Annotated in this window: 23 protein-coding genes; 15 read left to right on the plus strand and 8 right to left on the minus strand. The window is 67.7% G+C overall.

Annotation, left to right across the window (positions count from 1 at the left end; translation table 11 throughout):
• Window positions 1-92 precede the first annotated feature (92 nt).
• On the minus strand, window positions 93-1,727 hold the full coding sequence (locus RMCB_RS25925) for a flavin-containing monooxygenase (RefSeq protein WP_062831054.1): 1,635 nt from the start codon (window positions 1,725-1,727) through the stop codon (window positions 93-95).
• A gap of 238 nt (window positions 1,728-1,965) precedes the next feature.
• Between RMCB_RS25925 and RMCB_RS25930 the strand changes: the two genes are divergently transcribed.
• Together RMCB_RS25930 and RMCB_RS25935 are read left to right on the plus strand one after the other, a co-directional pair.
• Entirely contained in the window at window positions 1,966-2,742 is a 777-nt protein-coding gene (locus RMCB_RS25930) for a glucose 1-dehydrogenase (protein ID WP_062831055.1), read from the plus strand.
• 40 nt (window positions 2,743-2,782) lie between these two features.
• The gene (locus RMCB_RS25935; RefSeq protein ID WP_062831056.1) at window positions 2,783-3,574 is read left to right on the plus strand and encodes an SDR family NAD(P)-dependent oxidoreductase; all 792 of its coding nucleotides are present in this window, start codon (window positions 2,783-2,785) and stop codon (window positions 3,572-3,574) included.
• Between the two features lie 22 nt (window positions 3,575-3,596).
• On the opposite strand, the gene RMCB_RS25940 is transcribed toward RMCB_RS25935, so the two are convergent.
• Window positions 3,597-4,649: an acyl-CoA dehydrogenase family protein gene (locus RMCB_RS25940; protein WP_131805583.1), complete on the minus strand. Its 1,053-nt coding sequence runs from the start codon at window positions 4,647-4,649 to the stop codon at window positions 3,597-3,599.
• Window positions 4,650-4,800: 151 nt separating this feature from the next.
• Between RMCB_RS25940 and RMCB_RS25945 the strand changes: the two genes are divergently transcribed.
• On the plus strand, window positions 4,801-5,709 hold the full coding sequence (locus RMCB_RS25945; protein WP_234792247.1) for an IclR family transcriptional regulator: 909 nt from the start codon (window positions 4,801-4,803) through the stop codon (window positions 5,707-5,709).
• Between the two features lie 13 nt (window positions 5,710-5,722).
• Here the strand turns inward: RMCB_RS25945 and RMCB_RS25950 are convergent, their stop codons facing one another.
• On the minus strand, window positions 5,723-6,820 hold the full coding sequence (locus RMCB_RS25950; RefSeq protein ID WP_062831058.1) for an acyl-CoA dehydrogenase family protein: 1,098 nt from the start codon (window positions 6,818-6,820) through the stop codon (window positions 5,723-5,725).
• Between the two features lie 83 nt (window positions 6,821-6,903).
• Here RMCB_RS25950 and RMCB_RS25955 point away from each other — a divergent pair, with 83 nt between their 5' ends.
• Complete coding sequence (locus RMCB_RS25955; protein ID WP_062831059.1) at window positions 6,904-7,860, plus strand: acyl-CoA dehydrogenase family protein; 957 nt, start codon at window positions 6,904-6,906, stop codon at window positions 7,858-7,860.
• Here the strand turns inward: RMCB_RS25955 and RMCB_RS25960 are convergent.
• Window positions 7,813-9,300, minus strand: a complete 1,488-nt coding sequence (locus tag RMCB_RS25960) for a wax ester/triacylglycerol synthase family O-acyltransferase (RefSeq protein ID WP_234792248.1) — start codon at window positions 9,298-9,300, stop codon at window positions 7,813-7,815. The two genes, RMCB_RS25955 and RMCB_RS25960, sit on opposite strands and share 48 nt — an antisense overlap.
• A 94-nt stretch (window positions 9,301-9,394) precedes the next feature.
• Here RMCB_RS25960 and RMCB_RS25965 point away from each other — a divergent pair, with 94 nt between their 5' ends.
• From RMCB_RS25965 to RMCB_RS25985, 5 genes are all read left to right on the plus strand, one after another.
• The gene (locus RMCB_RS25965; protein WP_062831060.1) at window positions 9,395-11,041 is read left to right on the plus strand and encodes an AMP-binding protein; all 1,647 of its coding nucleotides are present in this window, start codon (window positions 9,395-9,397) and stop codon (window positions 11,039-11,041) included.
• The gene (locus tag RMCB_RS25970; protein ID WP_062831061.1) at window positions 11,038-11,988 is read left to right on the plus strand and encodes an alpha/beta hydrolase; all 951 of its coding nucleotides are present in this window, start codon (window positions 11,038-11,040) and stop codon (window positions 11,986-11,988) included. Before RMCB_RS25965 ends, RMCB_RS25970 begins: the two co-directional genes overlap by 4 nt.
• A gap of 41 nt (window positions 11,989-12,029) precedes the next feature.
• The gene (locus RMCB_RS25975) at window positions 12,030-12,827 is read left to right on the plus strand and encodes an SDR family NAD(P)-dependent oxidoreductase (protein WP_062831062.1); all 798 of its coding nucleotides are present in this window, start codon (window positions 12,030-12,032) and stop codon (window positions 12,825-12,827) included.
• Window positions 12,827-13,600, plus strand: coding sequence for a glucose 1-dehydrogenase (locus RMCB_RS25980; RefSeq protein ID WP_062831063.1), 774 nt, complete (start codon window positions 12,827-12,829; stop codon window positions 13,598-13,600). The genes RMCB_RS25975 and RMCB_RS25980 overlap by 1 nt, the downstream gene beginning before the upstream one ends.
• Before the next feature lie 72 nt (window positions 13,601-13,672).
• Window positions 13,673-14,077, plus strand: a complete 405-nt coding sequence (locus tag RMCB_RS25985) for a RidA family protein (protein WP_062831129.1) — start codon at window positions 13,673-13,675, stop codon at window positions 14,075-14,077.
• Here RMCB_RS25985 and RMCB_RS25990 read toward each other — a convergent pair.
• Window positions 14,029-14,391: a DUF952 domain-containing protein gene (locus RMCB_RS25990; RefSeq protein WP_062831064.1), complete on the minus strand. Its 363-nt coding sequence runs from the start codon at window positions 14,389-14,391 to the stop codon at window positions 14,029-14,031. The two genes, RMCB_RS25985 and RMCB_RS25990, sit on opposite strands and share 49 nt — an antisense overlap.
• Window positions 14,392-14,550: 159 nt before the next feature.
• Here RMCB_RS25990 and RMCB_RS25995 point away from each other — a divergent pair, with 159 nt between their 5' ends.
• Complete coding sequence (locus RMCB_RS25995; protein WP_029370160.1) at window positions 14,551-14,742, plus strand: DUF7455 domain-containing protein; 192 nt, start codon at window positions 14,551-14,553, stop codon at window positions 14,740-14,742.
• 61 nt (window positions 14,743-14,803) lie between these two features.
• Window positions 14,804-15,790, plus strand: a complete 987-nt coding sequence (locus RMCB_RS26000) for a YihY/virulence factor BrkB family protein (RefSeq protein WP_062831065.1) — start codon at window positions 14,804-14,806, stop codon at window positions 15,788-15,790.
• On the opposite strand, the gene RMCB_RS26005 is transcribed toward RMCB_RS26000, so the two are convergent.
• Window positions 15,780-16,016, minus strand: coding sequence for a DUF3039 domain-containing protein (locus RMCB_RS26005; protein ID WP_018600547.1), 237 nt, complete (start codon window positions 16,014-16,016; stop codon window positions 15,780-15,782). The two genes, RMCB_RS26000 and RMCB_RS26005, sit on opposite strands and share 11 nt — an antisense overlap.
• 77 nt (window positions 16,017-16,093) lie before the next feature.
• Between RMCB_RS26005 and RMCB_RS26010 the strand changes: the two genes are divergently transcribed.
• The 3 genes from RMCB_RS26010 to RMCB_RS26020 all read left to right on the plus strand — a co-directional run bounded on the left by RMCB_RS26010 (window position 16,094) and on the right by RMCB_RS26020 (window position 18,481).
• Entirely contained in the window at window positions 16,094-16,510 is a 417-nt protein-coding gene (locus RMCB_RS26010) for a DUF3099 domain-containing protein (RefSeq protein WP_029370158.1), read from the plus strand.
• 117 nt (window positions 16,511-16,627) lie between these two features.
• Window positions 16,628-17,617 carry a sigma-70 family RNA polymerase sigma factor gene (locus RMCB_RS26015; protein ID WP_264028723.1) on the plus strand — a complete coding sequence of 330 codons (990 nt, stop codon included), beginning with the start codon at window positions 16,628-16,630 and terminating at the stop codon, window positions 17,615-17,617.
• Between the two features lie 171 nt (window positions 17,618-17,788).
• Window positions 17,789-18,481, plus strand: a complete 693-nt coding sequence (locus RMCB_RS26020; protein WP_029370156.1) for an iron-dependent transcriptional repressor DtxR — start codon at window positions 17,789-17,791, stop codon at window positions 18,479-18,481.
• On the opposite strand, the gene RMCB_RS26025 is transcribed toward RMCB_RS26020, so the two are convergent.
• Window positions 18,462-19,529 carry a DUF4192 domain-containing protein gene (locus tag RMCB_RS26025; RefSeq protein WP_062831066.1) on the minus strand — a complete coding sequence of 356 codons (1,068 nt, stop codon included), beginning with the start codon at window positions 19,527-19,529 and terminating at the stop codon, window positions 18,462-18,464. The two genes, RMCB_RS26020 and RMCB_RS26025, sit on opposite strands and share 20 nt — an antisense overlap.
• A 176-nt stretch (window positions 19,530-19,705) precedes the next feature.
• On the opposite strand from RMCB_RS26025, the gene sthA reads away from it, so the two are divergent.
• Window positions 19,706-21,112: a Si-specific NAD(P)(+) transhydrogenase gene (sthA, locus tag RMCB_RS26030; protein ID WP_109784435.1), complete on the plus strand. Its 1,407-nt coding sequence runs from the start codon at window positions 19,706-19,708 to the stop codon at window positions 21,110-21,112.
• On the opposite strand, the gene RMCB_RS26035 is transcribed toward sthA, so the two are convergent.
• A complete protein-coding gene (locus RMCB_RS26035; RefSeq protein ID WP_062831130.1) occupies window positions 21,109-21,936 on the minus strand; it encodes a trypsin-like serine peptidase in 828 nt (275 codons plus the stop codon). The two genes, sthA and RMCB_RS26035, sit on opposite strands and share 4 nt — an antisense overlap.
• Window positions 21,937-22,003 lie beyond the last annotated feature (67 nt).

Genomic DNA, 22,003 nt, shown 5'->3' on the forward strand with positions numbered 1-22,003 from the left:
AATCGCAGACTGCCCTCGCGAGCGTGCATCGTCAGCGAAAAACAGGCCGTCACAGCGCAGAGGATTCACATTCGCGACGGGCTGCCCGGCGGTCAGTCCTCGAGGATGTCGAATCCCTTGTAGCCGGCCGCGGCCACATCGGCGATGATCTGGCCGTACACCCCGAAACCTCCGACGAAAGGCATGAACACTCGCGGCTTGCCCGGGATGTTCGCGCCGAGGTACCACGAATTCGCTTGCGGCATCAAGGTCGCCGCGGCCCGGCGGCTGCACTCCTGCACCCACTCGGCAGCCGCGTCGGCGCGCGCCTCCAGGGCACGCGCATCCCGCGCGTCCAGATAGGCGATCGCGTCGGCCACCCAATCCACGTGCAACTCCGAATGCAGCACCATGTTCGCCAGCACCGACGGGCTGCCCGGTCCGGCGACGTTGAACATGTTCGGGAAGCCCGCGACCCCGAGGCCCAGGTAGGTGACGGGCCCATGCGCCCACGCCTCGTTGAGGGTGCGGCCACCGCGACCGACCACATTGAGTTTCTGCACCGACCCGGTCATCGCGTCGAACCCGGTGGCCAGCACCAAGGCGTCCACGGCGTAATGGGCGTCAGACGTCTCGACGCCGGTGGCGTCGATCCGCTCGATCGGCGTGGCCCGCAAGTTCACCAGGTGTACATGGTCGCTGTTGAAAGTCTGAAAGTAGTTGTCGTCGGTGCAGATCCGCTTGGCACCGATCGGATGATCCTTCGGGATCAGCAGATCCGCCGTCGCGGGATCGTCGATGACCTCACGGACCTTGCGCTCCCAGAAGAGTCGCGCGGTGTCGTTGGCCTCGATGGTGATCAGCTGATCAGGGAACGCCTTGGAGAACAGCACGCCACCGAGTTCCCAGCGGCGCTCGTAGATCTCCCGACGCTCGTCGTCGGAAACCTCAAGTGCCGACCTGGGATGCGGCTGGTGCGGGGAGCCGCCACCGCTCGCGCGTGACAGCCGCCGCCGCTCGGCGTAGTTCGCCTTCTGCCGGGCGCGAGTGTCGTTGTCGAGCGGCACATTGCCCGCCGGCACACTGTAATTCGGGGTCCGCTGGAAGACGTACAGCTGTGCGGCCTGGTCGGCGATGCACGGGATCGCTTGAATGCCAGAGGATCCGGTACCGATGACCCCGACCCGCTTGCCCGTGAAGTCCACGCCGGCATGCGGCCAGTGGGCGGTGTGGTAAACCTCGCCCGCGAACGAGTTCAGCCCGTCGATCGCCGGGATGTTCGCGTTGGACAGTGGGCCCACCGCCAAGATGCAAAAGCGTGCCGAGACAACGTGGCCGCGGTCCGTGCGGACCTCCCAGCGCAGCATCTGCTCATCGAGCACCATGTCGGTCACCCTGGCCTCGAACGTGATGTCACGGCGCAGGTCGAACCGGTCGGCCACGTGGTTGAGGTAGCGCAGGATCTCCGGCTGGGTCGCGTACTTCTCGCTCCAGTCCCACTCCTGCTGCAGCGCCTCGTCGAACGAATACGAATAGTCGACGCTCTCGACGTCGCAACGGGCCCCCGGATAGCGGTTCCAGTACCACACGCCGCCCACACCGTGGGCCGCCTCGAACACCCGTACCGAAAGCCCCTGACCGCGCAGGCGGTGCAACGCGTAGAGCCCGGCGAACCCGGCGCCGACCACCACGACATCCACCGTGGCCGCAACTTCCGCGTTCTCTGACGATGGTGCTTGGACTGCCACTATGGTCGCCTTTCGCGTGGTGTTCGGAAATGCCACGCTACGAATCGGATCCGTGCGGCCACAGCCGCTGTCTCACTGACCGGCACAACGCCCTCCGCACCGGCCGGATTGTCCGGCACCCGAATTCCCACTGAGTAGGACTAAACCCCACGCAACGCCCCTCGATGTGATTGCGTCAATGCGCGGGCGGGGCCGGCCAGGACCTCTGCCCAGCCGACGCTGAAAGGAAGTTGCTGGGATGCAGGCGGTTTCACAGAGCTTGGCGGACGTGGTGGCCATCGTCACCGGCGGCGCACGGGGGCTGGGCGCGTCGTTCGCGCGACACATCGTCGCCGGTGGCGGCAAGGTCGTCATCGCCGACGTGTTGGACGACGAGGGTGGCCGACTGGCCGGTGACCTCGGGCCCAGCGCGCGCTACGTCCACCTCGACGTGACCGATCCGGCGCACTGGGAATCGGCGGTGCAGCTCACCCTTGCCGAATTCGGCACCCTCACCGGTCTCGTCAACAACGCGGGCATCTCGACCGGGCAGTTCATCGAGCACGAACCGCTCGACCACTTCCGCACCGTGCTCGAGGTCAACCTCGTCGGGGTCTTCAACGGCCTGCAGGCGGTCATCGCACCGATGCGCGCCGCCGGGGGCGGTTCGATCGTCAACATCTCGTCGGCCGCAGGCCTGATGGGCCTCGCGCTGACGGCCGGCTACGGCGCCTCGAAGTGGGGTGTGCGGGGCCTGACGAAGATCGCTGCCGTGGAGCTCGGCGGCGACCGTATCCGGGTCAACTCGGTGCACCCCGGCATGACGTACACCCCGATGACCGCGCAGGTCGGCATCGTTCAGGGTGAGGGGAATTACCCCAACACCCCGATGGGCCGCGTCGGTGAGGCCGACGAGATCGCCGGCGCGGTCACCTATCTGCTGTCCCCCGCCGCCTCCTACGTCACCGGCGCGGAGATCGCGGTCGACGGCGGGTGGACCGCGGGCCCCACGGTGAAATATGTGATGGGTCAATGACATCCGACGACCGGGCCATCTGCGACAGGAGCAGCACAGCATGAAGCGACTCGAACACCACCGGATCCTGGTGACCGGCGCGGCGTCGGGCATCGGGCAGGCCACCGTCCTGCGCCTGCTCGACGAAGGCGCGACTGTGGTCGCCGCCGACATCTCCACCGACGGGCTCGTCCACACCGGCGAACTCGCGCAGCAGGCAGGCACCGACTCCCGGTTCACCGCCCTGACCATGGACATCGGGGACGAGACCTCGGTCGTCGAGGGGGTCAAAGCCGCGATCGATGCGCTCGCAGGCCTCGATGCGGTGGTCAACGCGGCCGGCATCCTGCGCGCGGTGCACACCCACGAGATGAGCCTGGCGGCGTGGAATCAGATCATCGCGGTCAACCTGACCGGCACCTTCTTGGTGATCCGCGAGGCCCTGCCGGCGCTGCTGGCCAATCCGCGCAGCGCGATCGTCAACTTCAGTTCGACCTCCGCGGCGTTCGCCCATCCCTACATGGCGGCGTATGCGGCCAGCAAGGGCGGAATCCAGTCGATGACACACGCCCTGGCACTGGAGTACGGCAAACAGGGGCTGCGCGCCGTGAGTGTCGCGCCGGGCAGCATCAAGTCCGGAATCACCGATGCCACAGCGGGATTCATCCCCTCCGATGCCGACTGGTCACTGTTCGCCAAGCTGTCGCCGATCGTGCCGACGACGCTCACCTCCGGCACCGCGGCCATGGGCGATCCCAGTGCGGTCGCCGGTGTGATCGCGATGCTGGTGTCCGAGGACGGCGTGTTCATCAGTGGCACCGAGATCCGCATCGACGGTGGAACCCACGCCTGAGCAGGCGGGCGCGTCGGGGCTCTCAGCTCATCAGCCCCGACGCGGCAACCACCCCGGCGAGCCCGACATGGGCATCCCGCCAGAACCTCTGCAGCGGGTGGTCGCGACGCAGGGCGTCGACACTCGACCGCGACACGATGTCGTCGACCGCACGCACGGCACGGCGTGCCGCCGCCACCTGATCGCGCCGTGCCCGCTTCCGCACACCCGCGTCGATCGGCCCGTCGAGGACAAGGTGGAACGACGAGCTGACAGTGTCGAGCAGCGCCAGCCGCGAAGCCCTGATCTCCGCGGCAGCCTGCTCGATCGCCACATCGTCGGATCCTTCGTCATGATGAGCCAGCGCACCGTCGGCCATGCCGATCACCGCGGCCGTGATGCCCAGCGGCGCCACCACGCCGAACGGCAAGTGGTAGATCGGATTACGCGCACCCGCCTGCTCGGCTGCGGTCCCGTCGGCGACGCCGCGCTGCACGCGGTGTGCGGGCACGAAGACGTCGTCGGCGGCGACGGTCTTGCTGCCTGCGCCCGCCAACCCGACGCCGTTCCAGGAATCCTCGACGATCAGCAGGTCGGCGGCCGGGGCCAGGACATATACGAGCCCCGCGGCGCCTGCGGTGTCGACCACGCGCGCGCCCAGAACGACCCAGTCACAATGATCGACGCCGGCCACACATTGCCACTCGCCCGACAGCCGATAGCCGCCTGCGACCGGAAACAGCAACCCTGCAACGGAATACGCCGATGCAATCCAGCTGTCCGGGTCGGCCTCCCACACCTCGTCACGCGGGCGCCGGTCGGTGGTGGCCACGATCCACGGCGGCACGCCGACCGATCCCGCGACCCAGCCCGCCGAACCGTCCAGGCGGGCGATCTCGAAGACGGCGTCCGCGAAATCCGCCGGATGCGTTTCGACGCCACCGAACTCCTCGGGCTGCAGCATGTGCATCACCCCGCACCGACGCAGCGCTTCGGCGCAGCGGTCGTCCAACCGGCCGAGCGCCTCGTTGACGGTTCCGAGCGCCCGCAACACCGCGGCCTGCTCGTCGATGCCGTCCAGAACATCTCTGGTCATGTCAACACCACGCATCCACAACTCCCTTGTCGCCCGCATTGCGCGCTGTCGACCATCGTGGGGGATGTGGTCGAGGGGTTGCGCCGCAATCTCACTGAATGGGATCGTGGTGGGCCGAGGGTCCGACGTCCACGCAGAAGGGACGGCGCAGATGCCGAGTTGCACAAGCCGTGAACCGGCCCAGCCGCGGCCCGACCAGCGCGACCGCGTACGCGAGGAGCACCAAAATAGCAACGCGGTGTCGATGGTGGATCGAGTCGCGCTGATCCTCAACACATTCGACGAACCGGGCAAGCACCTGCGGCTGGATCAGATCGCCGGCCGCACCGAGCTGCCGCGCTCGTCGGTGCACCGCATTCTCAAACAGCTGCACAAGGCCGGCCTGCTGCAGCACCGCCGCGACGGCTACGCGCTGGCCGCCTCACCGCTGCCCGTGACCCGGATGGTCGACCACTCCCGACTACGTGGCGTGGCATCACCGACCCTGTCGCGGCTGCACGCCGACACGGGCCTCGTGGTGCACCTCGGGGTGCTCTTCGGCGGCGACGTGGTGTACCTCGACAAGGTCGCAGGGCGCAACAGCGCCGTCGTGCCGACCCGCGTCGCCGGACACACCCCGGCGCATGCCAGCGCACTGGGCAAGACCATGCTGGCGCAGCTTCCCGCCGAGGACGTCGACGCCATCGTCGGGCAGCGGCTCGTGCGGTGCACCCGGGCCACCATCGGTGACCTGCCCACCCTGCACCGCGAACTGGCCCGCATCCGCTCGCGCCACGGCCTGGCCTACGACAACGAGGAACTCGCCATCGGCCTGACAAGCGTGGCGGCGCCGCTGCGCTCGGTCGACGGCGAGGTGGCCGGCCTGTCGCTGAGCGGCACGGTTCCCCTGCACCGATTGCAGCGCACGGCCCCGTTCGTCATCCGCGCCGCGCGTCACATCTCCCAGCAGCTCGGCGCCGACCTCGACGCGAAGCCGGCACCGTCGAGTGCCCCGGCCCTGGCCACCGACAACCTGCTGTCCCGGGTGCTGCGGACCATCACCTCCGACGCCTGGGTCTGACGACGCACGGATCTCACCAGAGAATGTCGTCGACCTCCATGCCGAATGAGTAGCGCCCGACAAGGGCAAGCACCTGCTCGACATTGCTCGCGACATGGGTGCGCGCGGTCTGCACATCCCGCCAGATCCGTTCCACCACAGCGTCATCGGCGGCGTGGCCGGTTGCGTGCCGCATGAACGTCCGGATGGCGTCATAGGCACGGTCCGTCGCCAGCACCTGGTCGCGCCGCGAGCGCAACACCAGGCCGGTGTCCGGGGCTGCGTCGGCGCGGGCACAGTCCATCAGAGCGCGGATGTTGCCGTCGATCTGCCGCATCGACAGCTCGACGTCGGAGCTCGCCATCGCGACCGGACTCAGCGGCGAGGAAGCATCCGGCCGCAGCGCTGCCAGCACCCGGTCGGCCGCTCCGATCAACGGCACTGTGCCGGTGTGGATGTACATCGTCGGCTGCGGCAGCCGGTACAGCGGCCCCGGAACCACCCGCTGCTCACCGCTGACCCACCCGAAGGTGCGGTAGCGCGGCACCGGTGCCCCCGACACGACGACATCGTGCGCGCCGATGCCCCGCAAACCCACGCTGTTCCAGCTTGATTCGACGGTGTAGTCCTCGTGGGGCACCAACGCCACCACGAAATCCTGGGCGGCCCCGTCGTCACCGACGAGAACGGCCGCGGCCATCAACCACGACGCGTGCCCGATGCCGGTACATCGACTCCATCGGCCCGACAGCCGGAACCCGTCACCGGCCCGTTCCAGCCGTCCGGTGGGGGCGTACGACTCACAGACCAGCGTGTTCGGGTCGGCACCCCAGACGTCTTCCTGTGCCTGCTCGTCGAAGAGCGACAGATGCCAGGTGTTGACCCCGAGCCAGCCCGCCATCCACCCGGTGGACATACAGGCCGCCGACAGCTCCCGGACCACCGTCAGATACTCGACCGGGTCGGCTTCGAGCCCACCGAAGGCCTTGGGGCGCAGCATGGCGAAGAATCCGGCATCGTGCAGACGCGCGATCACCGACGCGTCGACCGCACCGCTGCGGTCCACGTCCGACGCGGCGCCCTCGATCATCGGCAGCAACCGACCGACCGCGCTGCGCACGCTCTGTGTCATCGCCTACCGCCTATCCCGCCTGCGCGGTGTCTCCGGTGTGTCACCATCGTGGATACCATTCGTCACCCCGCCCAGGAGGTCATATGGCCCAGCCGCCCGGTGAATCAATTGCCGTGCTGGGCGATTCGTCCACGACGCGGCTGCTGCAGCCGGCCGGCCACGGCGGTCGGGCGGTCCCTGTCACCGAATTCGTCTCGGCGGTATCCGAACTCGCCCGGCGCGACGGGTCCGCGGGTTGGCTCACGGCCATCCTCAACGCCGCCGCCAACCAGGTGGCCGCCATCGGCGCGGGTGCCGCAGACCGGGTCTGGGGTCGTGACCAGGGCGCGCTGGTGACCATCGCCACGCGCGCCGAGGGCCGATTGACACAGCAGGGCCCCAACTTTCGGCTCGCCGGGCGGTGGGACACGGTCACCGGCGCCGCATTCGCAGACTGGCTGCTGCTGCGCGCCGATCTCGACGGCACTGCCCGCTGGGTGCTGCTGCCGCGCGATGCCGCAGAGCTGGTAGCCCGCAACGACATCGTCGGCCTGCGCACCACCGGCATCTGCGACGTGACAGTGGCCGATACCGTCGTCGACGGGTCGGCCGTGTACCTGCATGCCGACGAAAACCAGTGTGCGGATGCCGAATTCGACGTCGTCGCGGCGGCCGTGACCGGCGCCGCGGCCGCGGCGGCGGTCCTCGGTGCCGCCGCCGGTATCTGGCAGGCACACGTCGACCAGGTACGCGAGCGGCTGGCCACCTCGTACGGCAGCGAGGACACCGCCGAACGCACGGCATCGGCCGTCGCGGTGGCCGAAACCGCGTCGGCGATCGACGCCGCCACGTTACAACTCGAGGAATCACTGCGCTCCCAAACCGCAGCAGCGGCACGGGCACAACTGCAAGCCGTCGCCCGGGCCCGCGACGCCGCCGACCGGCTCCTGGCCAGCGGCAACCGCCACGCGCTGGACGCCACCGACCCGGTCACCAGGCTGTGGCTGGACGTGTCAGCCGGATACCGCCTGGCGGTGCACATCCTCGACAGGGCCGGCTGAGCCGGCCCGCCCGGACAACTCGGCGAGCACAGCCGGCAGCCGGTCGGCGATGCGGTACGGGGCCGGGACATGATCCCCGCAGGTCAGCACAGAGATCGTCATGTCATCCCGATAGCTCCACCCGGTGAAGTTGAGGCCCATCGGGAACACCACCGGCCCGGACGAGATGAGCTGCTCGATGGGGGCACCGCCGAAATACAGGGTCTGCTGGGGCCCGCGCATGTTCGACGCGATCAGACTGAACATCGGACGCTGTTTGATCCGGGCGCCCAGGATCGGCAGCACCCGCGAATACAGCCAGAACAACGGCCAGTACTCCATCCAGTCGTGCTGCAGCCACGCATCGCGCTCACCCTGGACCTCACGAGCCGTCCGGGTGGCCGCCGCGACAGCCTCCAGACGGGCCACGGGATCGGCGATGTGGGTCGCGAGATCGACGTTCCACCGGGCGACCTGATTGCCCCACTGCGCATCGCTGCCGGCCGGCCGCATCGACACTGGCACAACGGCAGTCAGCGGGTCATCGCTGAGCTGGCCGCGCTCCTGCAGGTAACCGCGCAGTGCTCCCCCGCACATCGTGAGGAACACATCGTTGACTGTGACGCCGAAGGCCTTGGCGACCCGTTTGATCTCAACGGCGTCGCAACAGCGGTAGGCGAACCGGCGGCGGGCCGACAACGGCTCGTTGAAGGTCATCGCGGGCGCCGTGAACGCCTCGGCATAGCCGGGCTTTCCGGCCTTCTGCCGCCGTCGGATGACGCCGGTGACCCTGGCCGTGCGCGTGATGATGCGCGGGAACCGGCTGAGCGCGGCGATTTGGTGCCGCACCACCAACGGCCACCACACCACGGCGGCCGGCCGCTTCTCGTCGGGCAGCGCAATCCTGCGCGGTCGCGGGAGCGGCAACTCGGGGTCGGTGCTGTAGAGCATTTCCAGCAGGCGCAGCGAGGCGCTGCCATCGGCGACCGCGTGATGGATCTTGAGTACCAGCGCGATCCGGCCGTCGGCCAGGCCGTCGACGTACCACAGCTGCCAGGCAGGCCGGTCGCGGTCGAGCGCGACCTCGAAGATGTCGCCGATGGTGGCCGCGAGTTCCTCGGCGCCGCCGGGGGCAGGCGCGGTGGTCCGCTGGACGTGATGGTCGAGATCGATCTGCGGCCGGGACACCCACCACGGGCGCCCGAAACCGACGCGCGGCGACAGCAACTGCCATTGCAGCGGCTCGACGCGATCCACCCACCCTTGGACCACACTCTTGAGCCGATCGAAGCTGAGCGGTTCGGAAATCCGGGCAGGGTCGAGCACGACCGCCTTGATGGTGTGCTGCGGTTGCACCGCGCTCTCCCATGCCAGGAAGCTGTTGTCCTCACCCTTCAAACGGCGCATGTTCACCTCGCGTGTCCGGCCGCCGAACCCGGCGGCGCATGTGGCTGTGGTCACTCTTCTCCATTTGTGTGTCCGGCGAGACAACCTGTCCCGGCCACCGGGATTTGACGATCCACCGGCGGTGCGACGAGCCGTACGGTTCCCTGCCATGAAGCGAGCTATCCCAGGAAGCGAGGCCCTTGCCGCCAAGATCAACCGGGTGCGGGTCATCGCCCGCAGTATCGCGGTACTGCGCGAATCCGGGCTGTCCGCAGGAGCCGCCGACGGCATCCGGCAGGCCCGGCTCGTTCGTCAGTTCGGCGGTTTCGCGGCCGTCATCGAAAGCGCCGCCGTGCGCAACCCCGACGCCATCGCGATCACCGACGAGATCGGCGACATCACGTTCGCGCAACTCAACGGTCGCGTCAACGCCCTGGCGCGCGCGTGGAATTCGCGTGGCATCGGTCAGGGCTCGGTGATCGCCGCGCTGTGTCGCGATCACCGCGGGCTTCTCACAGTGCTGGCCGCGACGGGCAAGGTCGGCGCCCAGCTGCTGCTGATGAACACCGGATTCGCCCAACCACAGCTCGCCGACGTCGCCGCCCGCGAGAAGGTCAACGTGCTCGTCTACGACGAGGAGTTCACTGACCTGGTCAGCGCGATCGATCCGGACGTGCGGCGATTCCTGGCCTGGACCGACGACCGGTCGGCCACCGACATCGAGGGCACCCTGGAGGGCCTGATCGCGGCGACCTCACCGGCACCGGTGGCCGCCCCCGCCAGGCCGGGCGGCATGACTCTGCTGACCAGCGGCACCACCGGTACGCCCAAGGGCGCCCCGCGCGGCAAGACCTCGCCGCTGTTTTCCGCCCAGCTGCTCGACCGGGTGCCGCGCCGACGGGGCCAGACCTGCATGCTGGCCGCCCCGATGTTCCACGGCACCGGCCTGGGCCAGGCCGTGCTGTCGCTGGCTCTCGGTAACCGGTTGGTGCTGCGCCGCAGATTCGACCCCGAGGCCACGTTGCGGGGGGTGCAGACCTACCGGTGCGACGTGCTGGTCGTGGTGCCGACGATGCTGCAGCGAATCCTGGCTCTGCCGAAGGAGATTCGCGACAGCTATGACACGTCGTCGCTGAAGATCATCTTCGCGTCGGGTTCGGCCATGCCGCCCGCCCTGGTCGAACGTGCACTGGCCGAATTCGGCCCGGTGCTCTACAACCTCTACGGTTCGACCGAGCTTGCGGTGATGACCGTCGCGACCCCCGAGGATCTGCGTCATGATCCGCGCACCGCAGGGCGGCCTCCGGTGGGTTGCGCTGTGCGACTCTACGATTCGGCCGACAACGAGATCACCGAGCCGGGTGTGATCGGCAGGATATTCGCCGGCAGCGACGTGAGCTTCGGCGGCTACACCGACGGCCGCACCAAGCAAACCATCGGCGGCCTCCAAAGCAGTGGTGACGTCGGCCATTTCGACGAGAGCGGTCGGCTCTACGTCGACGGCCGCGACGACGACATGGTGATCTGTGGCGGCGAGAACGTCTACCCCCTGGAGGTCGAGAACCTCATCACGGGCCACCCCGACGTCGACGAGGTCGCGGTGATCGGGGTCAGCGACGCCGATTTCGGCCAGCGCCTAAACGCCTACGTGGTGCTCAACGACGGAGCCACCCTCGACGCCGACGGTGTCAAGGCGTTCGTGAAGGCAAACCTCGCGCGCTACAAGGTGCCCCGCGACGTCGAGTTCGTCAGCAGCCTGCCCCGTAATGCGACCGGGAAGGTGCTGCGCGGCGAGCTCACCGGAGGCGCCAAATGAGTGACTCCGACACCATGAAGCGTGAGGTCGCGCGCCGCATGGGCGACGCCTTCGCCCCGATCGCCGAAGGCGGCACGGATCCCGTCGCCGCAGCGGCCGAGGTACGGGCCCGGCTCAAGGCCAGCCGCCGGCCCGCCAGACCCGTCGAGGTCGGCACCGTCGAAGACCGGACGATCCCCGGTCCCGCCGGCGAGATACCGGTACGCATCTACCATCCGCTCGGCGCAGGCGATGCCGGTCTGCCCGTGGTGATCTATTTCCACGGCGGCGGATTCGTGCTGTGCGACCTGGATTCACACGACTCGTGCTGCCGTCGGCTGTCCAACGGCATTGGCGCCGTGGTGGTTTCGGTCGACTATCGGCTGGCTCCCGAACACCCGTACCCGGCCGCGGTCGACGACGCGTGGGCGGCCACCGAGTGGGTGGCCGGCCATGTCGACCAACTCGGCGGCGACCCGTCCCGGCTGGTGCTCGCCGGGGACAGTGCCGGCGGCAACCTCGCCGCGGTGATGGCGATGACAGCCCGCGACCGCGGCGCCCCGGCGATCGCGTTCCAGGTGCTGATCTATCCCGTCGTCGACCAGCGCCGCAAGTCCTCACTGTCCAGCCCGCACACCCAAAGCGGTGTGCTCACCGCCGCGCACATGCAGTGGTTCACCGAGCAATACCTGGGCGCAGGCGGGAACCCGAGCAGCGCAAACGTATCGCCGATTCTCGGTGACCTGTCCGGACTTCCGAACGCTCACGTGCTCACCGGCGGGCTCGACCCGCTGTGCGAGGAGGGCGAGGAGTACGCGCGCAGGCTCGCCGCAGGCGGCGCGAAAGTCAGCCTCCGGCGTTACGACCGTGGCTTCCACGGCTTCTTCAATCTCGCCGACCATCTGCCGGACGCAGCGCAAGCCACCGACGACGTCTGCGCCGTCGTCCGCGACGCGCTCGGGTCCTGAAACACCAAGCCCCACATCGGAAAATCGGGAAAGGCACAGCCATGGAAGTTCGTAACGCGCGGGTGCTGGTCACCGGCGCAAGCCGCGGACTCGGCAGGAGCATCGCCGAGACGCTGGCCCGCCGGGGCGCCGAGGTCGCGCTGGTCGCGCGCAACGGTGCGGCTCTTGAGGCACTGGCCCAAGAATTGGACGGGAAGGCCTACCCGACCGACCTGGGAGATCCTGCTGCTGTGGAGAGCCTCGTCGACCGGGTCGAGGCCGACGGTGCGGTCGACATCGTGGTCAACAACGCCGGAATCGACCACGTCGGCAGGTTTCATCAGATCAGCCCCCAGCAGGTCCGCGATCTGCTGCAGGTCAACCTCGCGGCGCCGATGGAAATCTGCCGTCAGGTGATGCCGCGCATGGTGTCGCGCGGCCGTGGCCACATCGTAAACGTGTCGTCGATGGGCGCCATATCGCAGGGACCGGGGCTGACCCTGTACGGCACATCGAAGGCCGGGCTGAGCCACTTCACCGCGGGGCTGCGCATGGAACTGCGCAACAAGCCCGTCGGCACCACGCTCGTTCAGATCGGCGAGGTCAAGACCGACATGATCGACAACATCCGCGAATTCGGCCCGGCGCGACGCACCATCGAGCGGTCCATCCGGTGGCGGATGATCCCCCGTGAATCACTGGACCCGGCAACGGTTTCCGCGGCCATCGCCGATGCGATCGAACACAACCGCCGCCACGTCATACTGCCGCGCAGCATCGTGGCCATGGCGAAGTTCACCGAGTTCCCCCGCCGGGTCTCCGAGCTCATGCTGACCGGCATCGATCAGGACAGCGACTGATGGCGGGGGTCGATCTGGCCGGGAAGGTCGCGATCATCACCGGTGCGGCGCAAGGCCAGGGCGCAGCAGAAGCCCGGTTGTTCGCCGATCGGGGTGCTCGGGTGGTGCTGACCGACGTTCTGGTCGACAAAGGCAGGCAGGTGGCGGAGTCGATCGGTGCCGCGGCACGGTTCGTGCCCCATGACGTATCCGACGAAAGCGGTTGGGCCGCAGCGGTGGACACCGCGGTGAACGAATTCGGCCGCCTCGATGTACTGGTGAACAACGCCGCCGTCTGCAGGGTGGTGCCGTTGACCGAGCAGACCGCCGATGGGTTCGACCAGATGCTGCGGGTCAACCTGCTCGGCGCGTTTCTGGGCGTCAAGGCTGTCGTCGAGCCGATGAAGGCAGCCGGCGGCGGGTCCATCGTCAACATCTCGTCGCAGGCCGGCGTGCAGGGACTCGCGGGCTACACCGCCTACGGCGCGTCCAAATGGGGCCTGCGCGGCATGTCGAAGGTGGCGGCAATCGAATTGGGCCCATTGGGAATTCGGGTGAACACGGTCTACCCCGGGATGATCGATACGCCGATGATCGCCCATCTCGAGGTCGAACGCGGTCCGGGCGGGCATCCCGGCGCACCGCTGACCCGGGTCGGGACGCCCGAAGAGGTGGCCGAGGTGGTGGCGTTCCTGGCGTCCGACGCGTCGTCCTACATCACGGGGGCCGATCTCACCGTCGACGGCGGTGCCAGCGCAGGCCGGATCCCGATCACCCCGGTGCATTCCACCTGACCGAACCGCGAGAGGGCCGCCGGGGTGCGCCTGACGCCCACCACGGCATCGAGTGCCCACTACGCTGACCGCATGTCGCAGGCGCGTATCAACATCAGCTCCGGATCCGAGTTCGAGGACATCGTCGGGTACTCCCGCGCGGTCCGCATCGGCGATCACGTCGCGGTCTCCGGCACCACCGGCGCCGGAGACGACATCGCCGCTCAGACCCGCGATGCACTGGCCCGCATCGAGAAGGCCTTGCACGACGCGGGCGCCGGCCTGACCGACGTGGTGCGCACCCGAGCGTTCGTGACCGACATCAGCCGATGGAAAGATGTCGCGGCAGCCCACGCCGAGGTGTTCGGAAGCATCCGTCCCGTCACGACGATGGTCGAGGTTTCGGCGCTGATCGCTCCCGAGTTGCTGGTCGAGATCGAGGCGGACGCCTACGTCGTCGCAAGCGGCGAGAACGTGCCGTCGGAGGCCGGCAGGTAGGCGGCCGCGGCGGTCACCGCCGCGGCAGGCAGCGGCCCGTACAGATGCGGGAACAGCATGGCCCCGGGGTCGGACGGCACGCCGGGCTCCCACCGCACAGGGGCAGTCAGCGCCGCCGCGTCGATGTAGAGCAACACCAGGTCGGTCCGGCCCGCGTAGAGCCGGTTGGCGGGCAGGTGGACCTGCTCGGGAGCCGACAGATGGACGAAGCCCTGAGCACCCAGCGAGGAGGGGCGGTGCTCGCCGGACACCTGGGCGGCCCGCCACTCATCGGCACTACACAGGTGAACCAGCACGGGCGGCGACGGACGCATAGTGCCAGCTTGCCGGTCGAGCAACTCGGCAGACAAGTGAGACACGACACACCGGTAAACCCCTAGGGAACAAGGCCGGAACCGAAAACGTCTGAGAGAGTGGATATACGCAAACCCGGCGCCATTGCCGGGAGGCGCAGAGCAGAAGACGGAGGAGCCATGAACGCAACTCTGACCACCCCGGAGCTAACCAGAGCCGATCGTTGCGACCGCTGCGGTGCCGCCGCACGCGTGCGCGCGACCCTGCCGTCAGGTAGCGAGCTCCTCTTCTGCCAGCACCACGCCAATGAGCACGAGGCGAAGCTGATCGAGCTGGCAGCCGTCATCGAAGTCAGCCCGGTAGAGGCATAAACGCCGCTGAGCACCACCCGACTGGGCAGGAGCACGCTTCGTCCGTAATGCTGGTCTGAACATGACCGGCCAGCCGCTTCCACTACCCCCATCACGCCATCACATCTGGCACATAACACGGCGCACACTCTCCAAGAGTTGGGACGACTCCATCTTCTCGGAGTCGGCCCAGGCCGCCTTTTGGTGTGCGCTGTCGTTACCGCCGCTGTTGTTGGGGGTGCTGGGCAGCTTGGCGTACATCGCCCCGCTGTTCGGACCGGACACCCTTTCGGCGATCATCAGCCAGCTGATCAACGCGGCGAACAGCTTCTTCTCGAAGAACGTCGTCAACGAGATCATCGAACCCACAATTCGTGACATCGCGTCCAGCGCCCGCGGCGAGGTGGTGTCACTGGGGTTCGTGATCTCGTTGTGGGCGGGCTCGTCCGCGGTGTCGGCATTCGTCGATTCGGTTGTGGAGGCCCACGACCAGACGCCGCTGCGGCATCCCGTACGCCAGAGGTTCTATGCCTTGGGGCTCTATGTCGTGATGCTGATCGGCGTCATCGCCACGGCGCCGTTCATCGCCCTGGGGCCGCGCACCATCAGCGAGCACATCCCCGACAGCTGGGACAACATCCTGCGCTACGGCTACTTCCCCACATTGTTCGTGGCCGGGGTTGCCGGGGTGACCCTGCTGTACCGCGTGGCTCTGCCCAAGCCGCTGCCATCACACCGGCTGTTGCTGGGCTCGGTGCTGGCCACCGTCGTGTTCCTGGTGGCGACGGTGGGCCTGCGGTTCTACCTGAACTGGATCACGCGCACCGGCTACACCTACGGCGCGCTCGCGACACCCATCGCTTTCCTGCTGTTCGCGTTCTTTCTGGGCTTCGCGGTGATGCTGGGGGCTGAACTCAACGCCGCGATCCAGGAGGAATGGCCCGCGGCGGACACTCACACCAAGCGTCTGCGGGACTGGCTGGAGGACAAAGCCCTCAACGGCAACGGCAATGGCTCGGCGGCCAAGGGCTCGGCCGCCGACGCCACCGACGAGCCGACTACTTCTTGAGCGATTCGTAGATGCGCTTGCAGTCGGGGCAGACGGGCGAGCCGGGCTTGGCGGCCTTGGTCACCGGGAACACCTCGCCGCACAGCGCGACGACGTGGGTGCCCATCACAGCACTCTCGGCGATCTTGTCCTTCTTGACGTAGTGGAAGTACTTCGGGGTGTCGCTGTCCGTCCCGTCGTCGACGCGTTCGTCTGCGTCGGTGCGCTCGATCGTCTGGGTCTGCATGTTCTCATTGTGCCCGCCGACGCTGCCAACGGAAATCCGCCTGCGCCGACGTCACCCAGGTGTGGAACAGTAGAGGTATGAAACAAAGCCACGAGCTGAGTTTCGACGACGATTTCGACGGCGAAGGTCGCCCGGTTCTCATCACTCGCGCCGCGCCGGCCTATGAAGAACAGCACCGCGCCCGGGTACGCAAGTACCTGACGTTGATGGCGTTCCGCATCCCGGCGTTGCTTCTGGCGGCTCTCGCCTACAACCTCTGGGGCAACGGCCTGATCTCGTTGGCGATCATCTTGGTCTCGGTACCGCTGCCCTGGATGGCCGTGCTCATCGCCAACGACCGTCCTCCCCGCAAGGCCGAGGAGCCCCGGCGGTATCAGCATGGCGGCGAGCGGGTACCCCTTTTCCCGACCGCGCAAAGGCCCGCACTGCAGCCTGACCAACACGCGTCGCCGCAACCGGATGAGGACCGGCGCGGGGGCGACGTTCCAGGCTGAGGACGTTCTTTAGCTATTCTCAGGATAATCTCAGGTCGTCGCCGAAAAACTGCAGGTCAAGCGGCATGAAATCGGCAACTGGTGGGAACTCTTACTGGGTCCACTGCGTTATAAGTGGTGACAGTTCGAGCCGATCAGGAGGCCGTCATGGCAAATGCCACCACAAGCCGCGTTGACACCGATCTGGACGCCCAGAGCCCGGCTGCAGACCTCGTGCGCGTGTACTTGAACGGCATCGGCAAAACGGCGTTGCTCAATGCTGCCGATGAAGTAGAGCTCGCGAAACGCATCGAGGCCGGGTTGTACGCCCAGCACCTGCTGGACACCAAGAAGCGCCTCGGTGAAACCCGCAAACGTGAGCTTGCGACCGTGGTCCGGGACGGCGAGGCCGCCCGGCGTCATCTACTCGAAGCCAACCTGCGCCTGGTGGTGTCGTTGGCGAAGCGTTACACCGGCCGCGGCATGCCGCTGCTGGATCTGATCCAGGAGGGGAACCTGGGCCTGATCCGTGCGATGGAGAAGTTCGACTACACCAAGGGTTTCAAGTTCTCCACGTACGCCACGTGGTGGATCCGCCAGGCCATCACCCGCGGCATGGCCGATCAGAGCCGCACCATCCGGCTGCCCGTCCATCTCGTCGAGCAGGTGAACAAGCTGGCCCGGATCAAGCGGGAGATGCACCAGAACCTCGGCCGGGAAGCCACCGACGAGGAACTGGCCGAGGAGTCGGGCATCCCCGTGGAGAAGATCAACGATCTGCTGGAGCACAGCCGGGATCCGGTGAGCCTCGACATGCCGGTGGGCACCGACGAGGAGGCGCCGTTGGGCGACTTCATCGAGGACTCCGAAGCCATGTCGGCGGAGAACGCGGTGATCTCCGAGCTGCTGCACACCGACATCCGCTACGTGCTTGCCACGCTCGATGAACGTGAGCAGCAGGTGATCCGGCTGCGGTTCGGCCTCGACGACGGTCAGCCCCGCACGCTCGACCAGATCGGAAAGCTGTTCGGACTCTCCCGCGAGCGGGTCCGCCAGATCGAACGCGAAGTGATGGCCAAGCTCCGCAACGGCGATCGGGCCGATCGGCTCCGGTCGTACGCAAGCTAGACGTGCCCCTGGATGTGCCCGCCGGATACCCGGCGGGCACATCGCATTTGCCCAGGTTTTTCCGCCCTGAACGGCGACGCCTCGGTGGCGAGCGGCACGACCACGTTGGCCGCCAGTTCCGGCCGCCCGAACGGTAGACTGTCGTGTGACGTTTGGGCTTGGAAGGCGCGAATGAACGATCTTGTCGATACCACCGAGATGTATCTGCGGACCATCTACGACCTCGAAGAAGAGGGCGTGGTGCCTCTGCGTGCCCGAATTGCCGAGCGGCTCGACCAGAGTGGTCCCACCGTCAGCCAGACGGTGTCGCGGATGGAGCGCGATGGGCTGCTGCACGTCGCCGGTGACCGGCACCTGGAGCTGACCGACAAGGGCCGCTCGCTGGCCATCGCGGTGATGCGCAAGCACCGGCTCGCCGAGCGGCTGCTCGTCGACGTCATCGGACTCCCGTGGGAAGACGTGCACGCCGAGGCGTGCCGGTGGGAACACGTGATGAGTGAAGACGTCGAGCGACGCCTGATGCATGTGCTCAACAACCCCACCACCTCACCGTTCGGCAACCCGATCCCCGGCCTGTCCGAACTCGGTGTCGGAACCACCGGTTTCTCCGACGACGTGAGCCTGGTCCGGCTGACCGAGCTGCCGGTCGGGTTGCCGGTCGCGGTCGTGGTGCGTCAGCTGACCGAACACGTCCAAGGCGACACCGAACTGATCGGACGGCTCAAGGAAGCCGGTGTCGTGCCCAACGCCCGGGTCACCGTCGAGGCGAACGACCATGGCGGCGTGATGATCCTGATCCCCGGCCACCAACAGGTCGAGCTGCCCCACCAGATGGCGCACGCCGTCAAGGTCGAGAAGGTCTGACAGATCCGAAGGTTCGACGCGGCGGCAACCGCACGCCGAGACGGTCGGCCTGCCGGTAGCCGCTGAGGGCCAGCTCGCGGACCTGCTCGGGGCGCATCCCCGACTGCAATGCGGTGTCGAGCATGCCCGCCATCCGGTGCTCGGGATCGCAGTCGAGTGCGGCATCCAGCGACACCCCGGTAAGCGGTCCGTCACCCCGCACGTAGGCCGAGAATGCCAGCAGCACAAGGGCCTCTGCCCGCCACGGCGGCGGCAACGCGCGGGCCAGCTCGGCCCACAGTGCCTCCGCCGCGGCAGCGCTGTCCCCCACCGCCAGCGCGTACAGCGTGTCGCGGACCTGCGGATCGGTCAACGCCACGGCGATCCTGGCCATCTCACCATCGGTGGGTGGCCGCCCCTCGGCGAACCGGCCCGCAACAGCCATCGCGGCTTCGATGTTTGCGCGCGCACCGGCCCGGCCACGGGTGCGTGGCGCGGCCGGCAGCTCAGCGATCACCCGGGCCAGCCGCGCACCGCGTCCGGAGTCGGCCTCGACGATCTGTTGCAGTTCCTCGCGCCGCCGGTAGAGCCTGCGTCCGTCGAGCACCGCGGCCACAGCTAACGGCGACGCGGACGGATCCTCGACGATGCCGTGGCTGCCGCAGCCGTCGGCGCAGTGCCAGATGCCGCCGGCCTCGACCCGGTCGACCACGTGAACGCCGAGCAGTTCGATACCCCCGTCCGCCAGCCGCTCGGCCAGCATGCCTGCCAGTTCCCGGAATTCGTCGTTGCACTGCTGGCAGTCCGCCCCTTTCTCGTCGACGAACACCGCGACGGCGGTCTGCGGCTCGGCCGCTGAGGCCACCTCGGCCAAATGATCGATCCGCGGTGCCATGTCTGGTGAAAGGTCAACGCGCATAACGCATCCCACTGCACCGTCGTCGAGTGTGACCAGCACCAGGGAGTGCACGGGAACGAAACCGAGGACTGCGGGCAATGCGGCGATCAGGGCGCCGGGCCGGTCGAGGCTGAACTGCTCGGTGTCCGGTGAATCCGATGAATATGTCATGGCATGACCGTCGCAGCAGGCACCGTCACCGCGATCCGCCGCGGCGCCCGATCACGGCCACCTGTGGATGAAACTCGTTTTGGGGATAACGGTCCGGCGCAATTGTTCACGCGCAATTTGATGCGGTCGGCGTGCGAGATCCGAGCAACCGGCGTAAACACTCTCCCATGGGTTCGATGCAGGAGTACGACCTCGTCGTCATCGGTTCAGGTCCCGGCGGCCAGCGTGCTGCCATCGCCGCCGCAAAACTGGGCAAGTCGGTCGCCGTCATCGAACGTGGGCGGATGCTCGGTGGCGTATGCGTCAACACCGGCACCATCCCCTCGAAGACACTGCGCGAAGCGGTCGTCTATCTGACCGGCATGAGCCAGCGCGAGCTCTACGGCGCTAGCTACCGCGTCAAGGAGAAGATCACCCCGGCCGATCTGCTGGCGCGAACACAGCATGTCATCGGCAAAGAGATCGACGTGGTGCGCTCACAGCTCATGCGCAACCGGATCGAGCTCTACACCGGGCACGGCCGCTTCGCCGACGAGCACACCATCCTGGTCGAAGATCCGAACCGCGCCGAGCTCGTCACGGTGCGCGGCCGCTACATCGTGCTGGCCACGGGCACCAAACCCGCCCGCCCCGCAGGCGTCGAGTTCGATGAAGAGCGCGTGCTGGACTCCGACGGCATTCTCGATCTCAAGTCGCTGCCCACCTCGATGGTGGTCGTCGGCGCGGGCGTCATCGGCATCGAGTACGCATCGATGTTCGCCGCGCTCGGCACCAAGGTAACCGTTGTGGAAAAGCGCGACTCCATGCTGGATTTCTGCGACCCCGAAATCGTGGAGGCCCTGAAGTTTCACCTGCGCGACCTCGCGGTGACCTTCCGGTTCGGCGAAGAGGTGACCGCGGTCGACGTCGGCTCGGCCGGAACCGTCACGACGCTGGCCAGCGGCAAACAGATCCCGGCCGAGACCGTCATGTACTCGGCGGGTCGTCAGGGCCAGACCGATCATCTCGACCTGCCCAACGCCGGCCTGGAGTGCGACAACCGGGGCCGGATCTTCGTCGACGACAACTTCTGTACCAAGGTCGACCACATCTACGCGGTCGGCGATGTCATCGGTTTCCCCGCCCTGGCCGCGACCTCGATGGAGCAGGGCAGGCTGGCGGCCTACCACGCGTTCGGCGAGCCCACCAAGGGCATGATGCAGCTGCAGCCCATCGGCATCTACTCGATTCCCGAGGTGTCGTACGTGGGCGCCACCGAGGTCGACCTCACCAAGGATTCGATCCCCTACGAGGTCGGTGTGTCGCGCTACCGTGAGCTGGCTCGCGGTCAGATCGCGGGCGACTCCTACGGCATGCTCAAGCTGCTGGTGTCCACCGAGGACCTACGCGTGCTCGGGGTACACATCTTCGGCACCAGCGCCACCGAGATGGTCCACATCGGCCAGGCTGTGATGGGTTGCGGCGGCACGGTGGAATACCTCGTCGATGCGGTGTTCAACTACCCGACGTTCTCCGAGGCCTACAAGGTGGCCGCACTCGACGTGATGAACAAGCTGCGCGCGCTGAACCAGTTCCGCGCTTAGCAGTCGCTGTCGTAGGCCGAGGGGGCGGAGTCGCCTGCCCCGCCGGCCTCCGCGCGCGCCAGCAGCCCCACGATCGATTCGTCGAATCGGGGCGAGAAGGACAGGTCGTCGTCGCAGCCGCCGCCGTCGGGCCCGCCGATCAAGCCGATCACCGTAGAACCCACGATCCATGGTGCGCCGCTGAAGCCGTCGGTCAGACCGATACACGGCAGCGACGGATATCCGTCGTGCGAGAGCCCGGTCACCCCTTGACACCGCAGCGGATTGCCACCAGATCCCATCGGGTAGCCGGTGACCGCGACGGAGGTGCCCGCCGGCGGCGCCGAGCCGAGGGTGAGGCCGCCCGTCAACGACTGGGCCGCCTCGTCGGACTCGTGATGCACCCGGGCGATGGCGAAATCGGCGTGCGGATCCTGCGATGCGACCCACCTGGGGTCCAGATAGACCGTGGCGATCCGCCAGATGTCGTCATCCCCGTCGTGGAAGCCTGGGATGAATGTGGTGCCGATGCCGTCGGCCACACAGTGTGCGGCGGTGAGGATCAGATCCCCGGTGCTGCTGTCGAGGACCGCAGCGCTGCACGTGTGCACCGACTCACCGGTCCCCCCGCCGAGAAACACCGCCCCCACCCGAGGGTCCGGTGCGACGGGTGCGGCGCCCGAGACGGCGTTGGCCTCGGGGTCGGCCTGCGGGGCCGATGCCGCCGAGACGGCGGGGGTCGCCGCTGACCCGGTGTGCCGCGCAGGGGCAGGCGCCGCACACGACACGACGACAGACGCGATGGCCGCCGCTGCCGCGACCGTCCGAACCCTCGCCACCTGCATGTCCACCGATCCTGCCCGAAAAACCGTCGCTCAGGCTGGAATGCCGGGTGGGCGCTGCCTGTTCGAT

Origin of the sequence: Mycolicibacterium brisbanense, from assembly GCF_001570425.1 — a bacterium.
GTDB classification, from domain to species: Bacteria; Actinomycetota; Actinomycetes; order Mycobacteriales; family Mycobacteriaceae; genus Mycobacterium; species Mycobacterium brisbanense.

Excerpts from the sequence above, each read along its gene's own strand:
- RMCB_RS25935 (WP_062831056.1), top strand. The coding sequence starts at position 2,783 with ATGAAGCGACTCGAACACCACCGGATCCTGGTGACCGGCGCGGCGTCG.
- RMCB_RS25950 (WP_062831058.1), bottom strand. The coding sequence starts at position 6,820 with ATGACACAGAGCGTGCGCAGCGCGGTCGGTCGGTTGCTGCCGATGATC.
- sthA (WP_109784435.1), top strand. The coding sequence starts at position 19,706 with ATGCAGGAGTACGACCTCGTCGTCATCGGTTCAGGTCCCGGCGGCCAG.
- RMCB_RS25995 (WP_029370160.1), top strand. The coding sequence starts at position 14,551 with ATGAACGCAACTCTGACCACCCCGGAGCTAACCAGAGCCGATCGTTGC.
- RMCB_RS26005 (WP_018600547.1), bottom strand. The coding sequence starts at position 16,016 with ATGCAGACCCAGACGATCGAGCGCACCGACGCAGACGAACGCGTCGAC.
- RMCB_RS25940 (WP_131805583.1), bottom strand. The coding sequence starts at position 4,649 with ATGACCAGAGATGTTCTGGACGGCATCGACGAGCAGGCCGCGGTGTTG.
- RMCB_RS26025 (WP_062831066.1), bottom strand. The coding sequence starts at position 19,529 with ATGACATATTCATCGGATTCACCGGACACCGAGCAGTTCAGCCTCGAC.
- RMCB_RS26020 (WP_029370156.1), top strand. The coding sequence starts at position 17,789 with ATGAACGATCTTGTCGATACCACCGAGATGTATCTGCGGACCATCTAC.
- RMCB_RS25955 (WP_062831059.1), top strand. The coding sequence starts at position 6,904 with ATGGCCCAGCCGCCCGGTGAATCAATTGCCGTGCTGGGCGATTCGTCC.
- RMCB_RS25945 (WP_234792247.1), top strand. The coding sequence starts at position 4,801 with ATGCCGAGTTGCACAAGCCGTGAACCGGCCCAGCCGCGGCCCGACCAG.
- RMCB_RS25965 (WP_062831060.1), top strand. The coding sequence starts at position 9,395 with ATGAAGCGAGCTATCCCAGGAAGCGAGGCCCTTGCCGCCAAGATCAAC.
- RMCB_RS26000 (WP_062831065.1), top strand. The coding sequence starts at position 14,804 with ATGACCGGCCAGCCGCTTCCACTACCCCCATCACGCCATCACATCTGG.
- RMCB_RS25990 (WP_062831064.1), bottom strand. The coding sequence starts at position 14,391 with ATGCGTCCGTCGCCGCCCGTGCTGGTTCACCTGTGTAGTGCCGATGAG.
- RMCB_RS26010 (WP_029370158.1), top strand. The coding sequence starts at position 16,094 with ATGAAACAAAGCCACGAGCTGAGTTTCGACGACGATTTCGACGGCGAA.
- RMCB_RS25985 (WP_062831129.1), top strand. The coding sequence starts at position 13,673 with ATGTCGCAGGCGCGTATCAACATCAGCTCCGGATCCGAGTTCGAGGAC.
- RMCB_RS25930 (WP_062831055.1), top strand. The coding sequence starts at position 1,966 with ATGCAGGCGGTTTCACAGAGCTTGGCGGACGTGGTGGCCATCGTCACC.
- RMCB_RS25980 (WP_062831063.1), top strand. The coding sequence starts at position 12,827 with ATGGCGGGGGTCGATCTGGCCGGGAAGGTCGCGATCATCACCGGTGCG.
- RMCB_RS25975 (WP_062831062.1), top strand. The coding sequence starts at position 12,030 with ATGGAAGTTCGTAACGCGCGGGTGCTGGTCACCGGCGCAAGCCGCGGA.
- RMCB_RS25970 (WP_062831061.1), top strand. The coding sequence starts at position 11,038 with ATGAGTGACTCCGACACCATGAAGCGTGAGGTCGCGCGCCGCATGGGC.
- RMCB_RS26035 (WP_062831130.1), bottom strand. The coding sequence starts at position 21,936 with ATGCAGGTGGCGAGGGTTCGGACGGTCGCGGCAGCGGCGGCCATCGCG.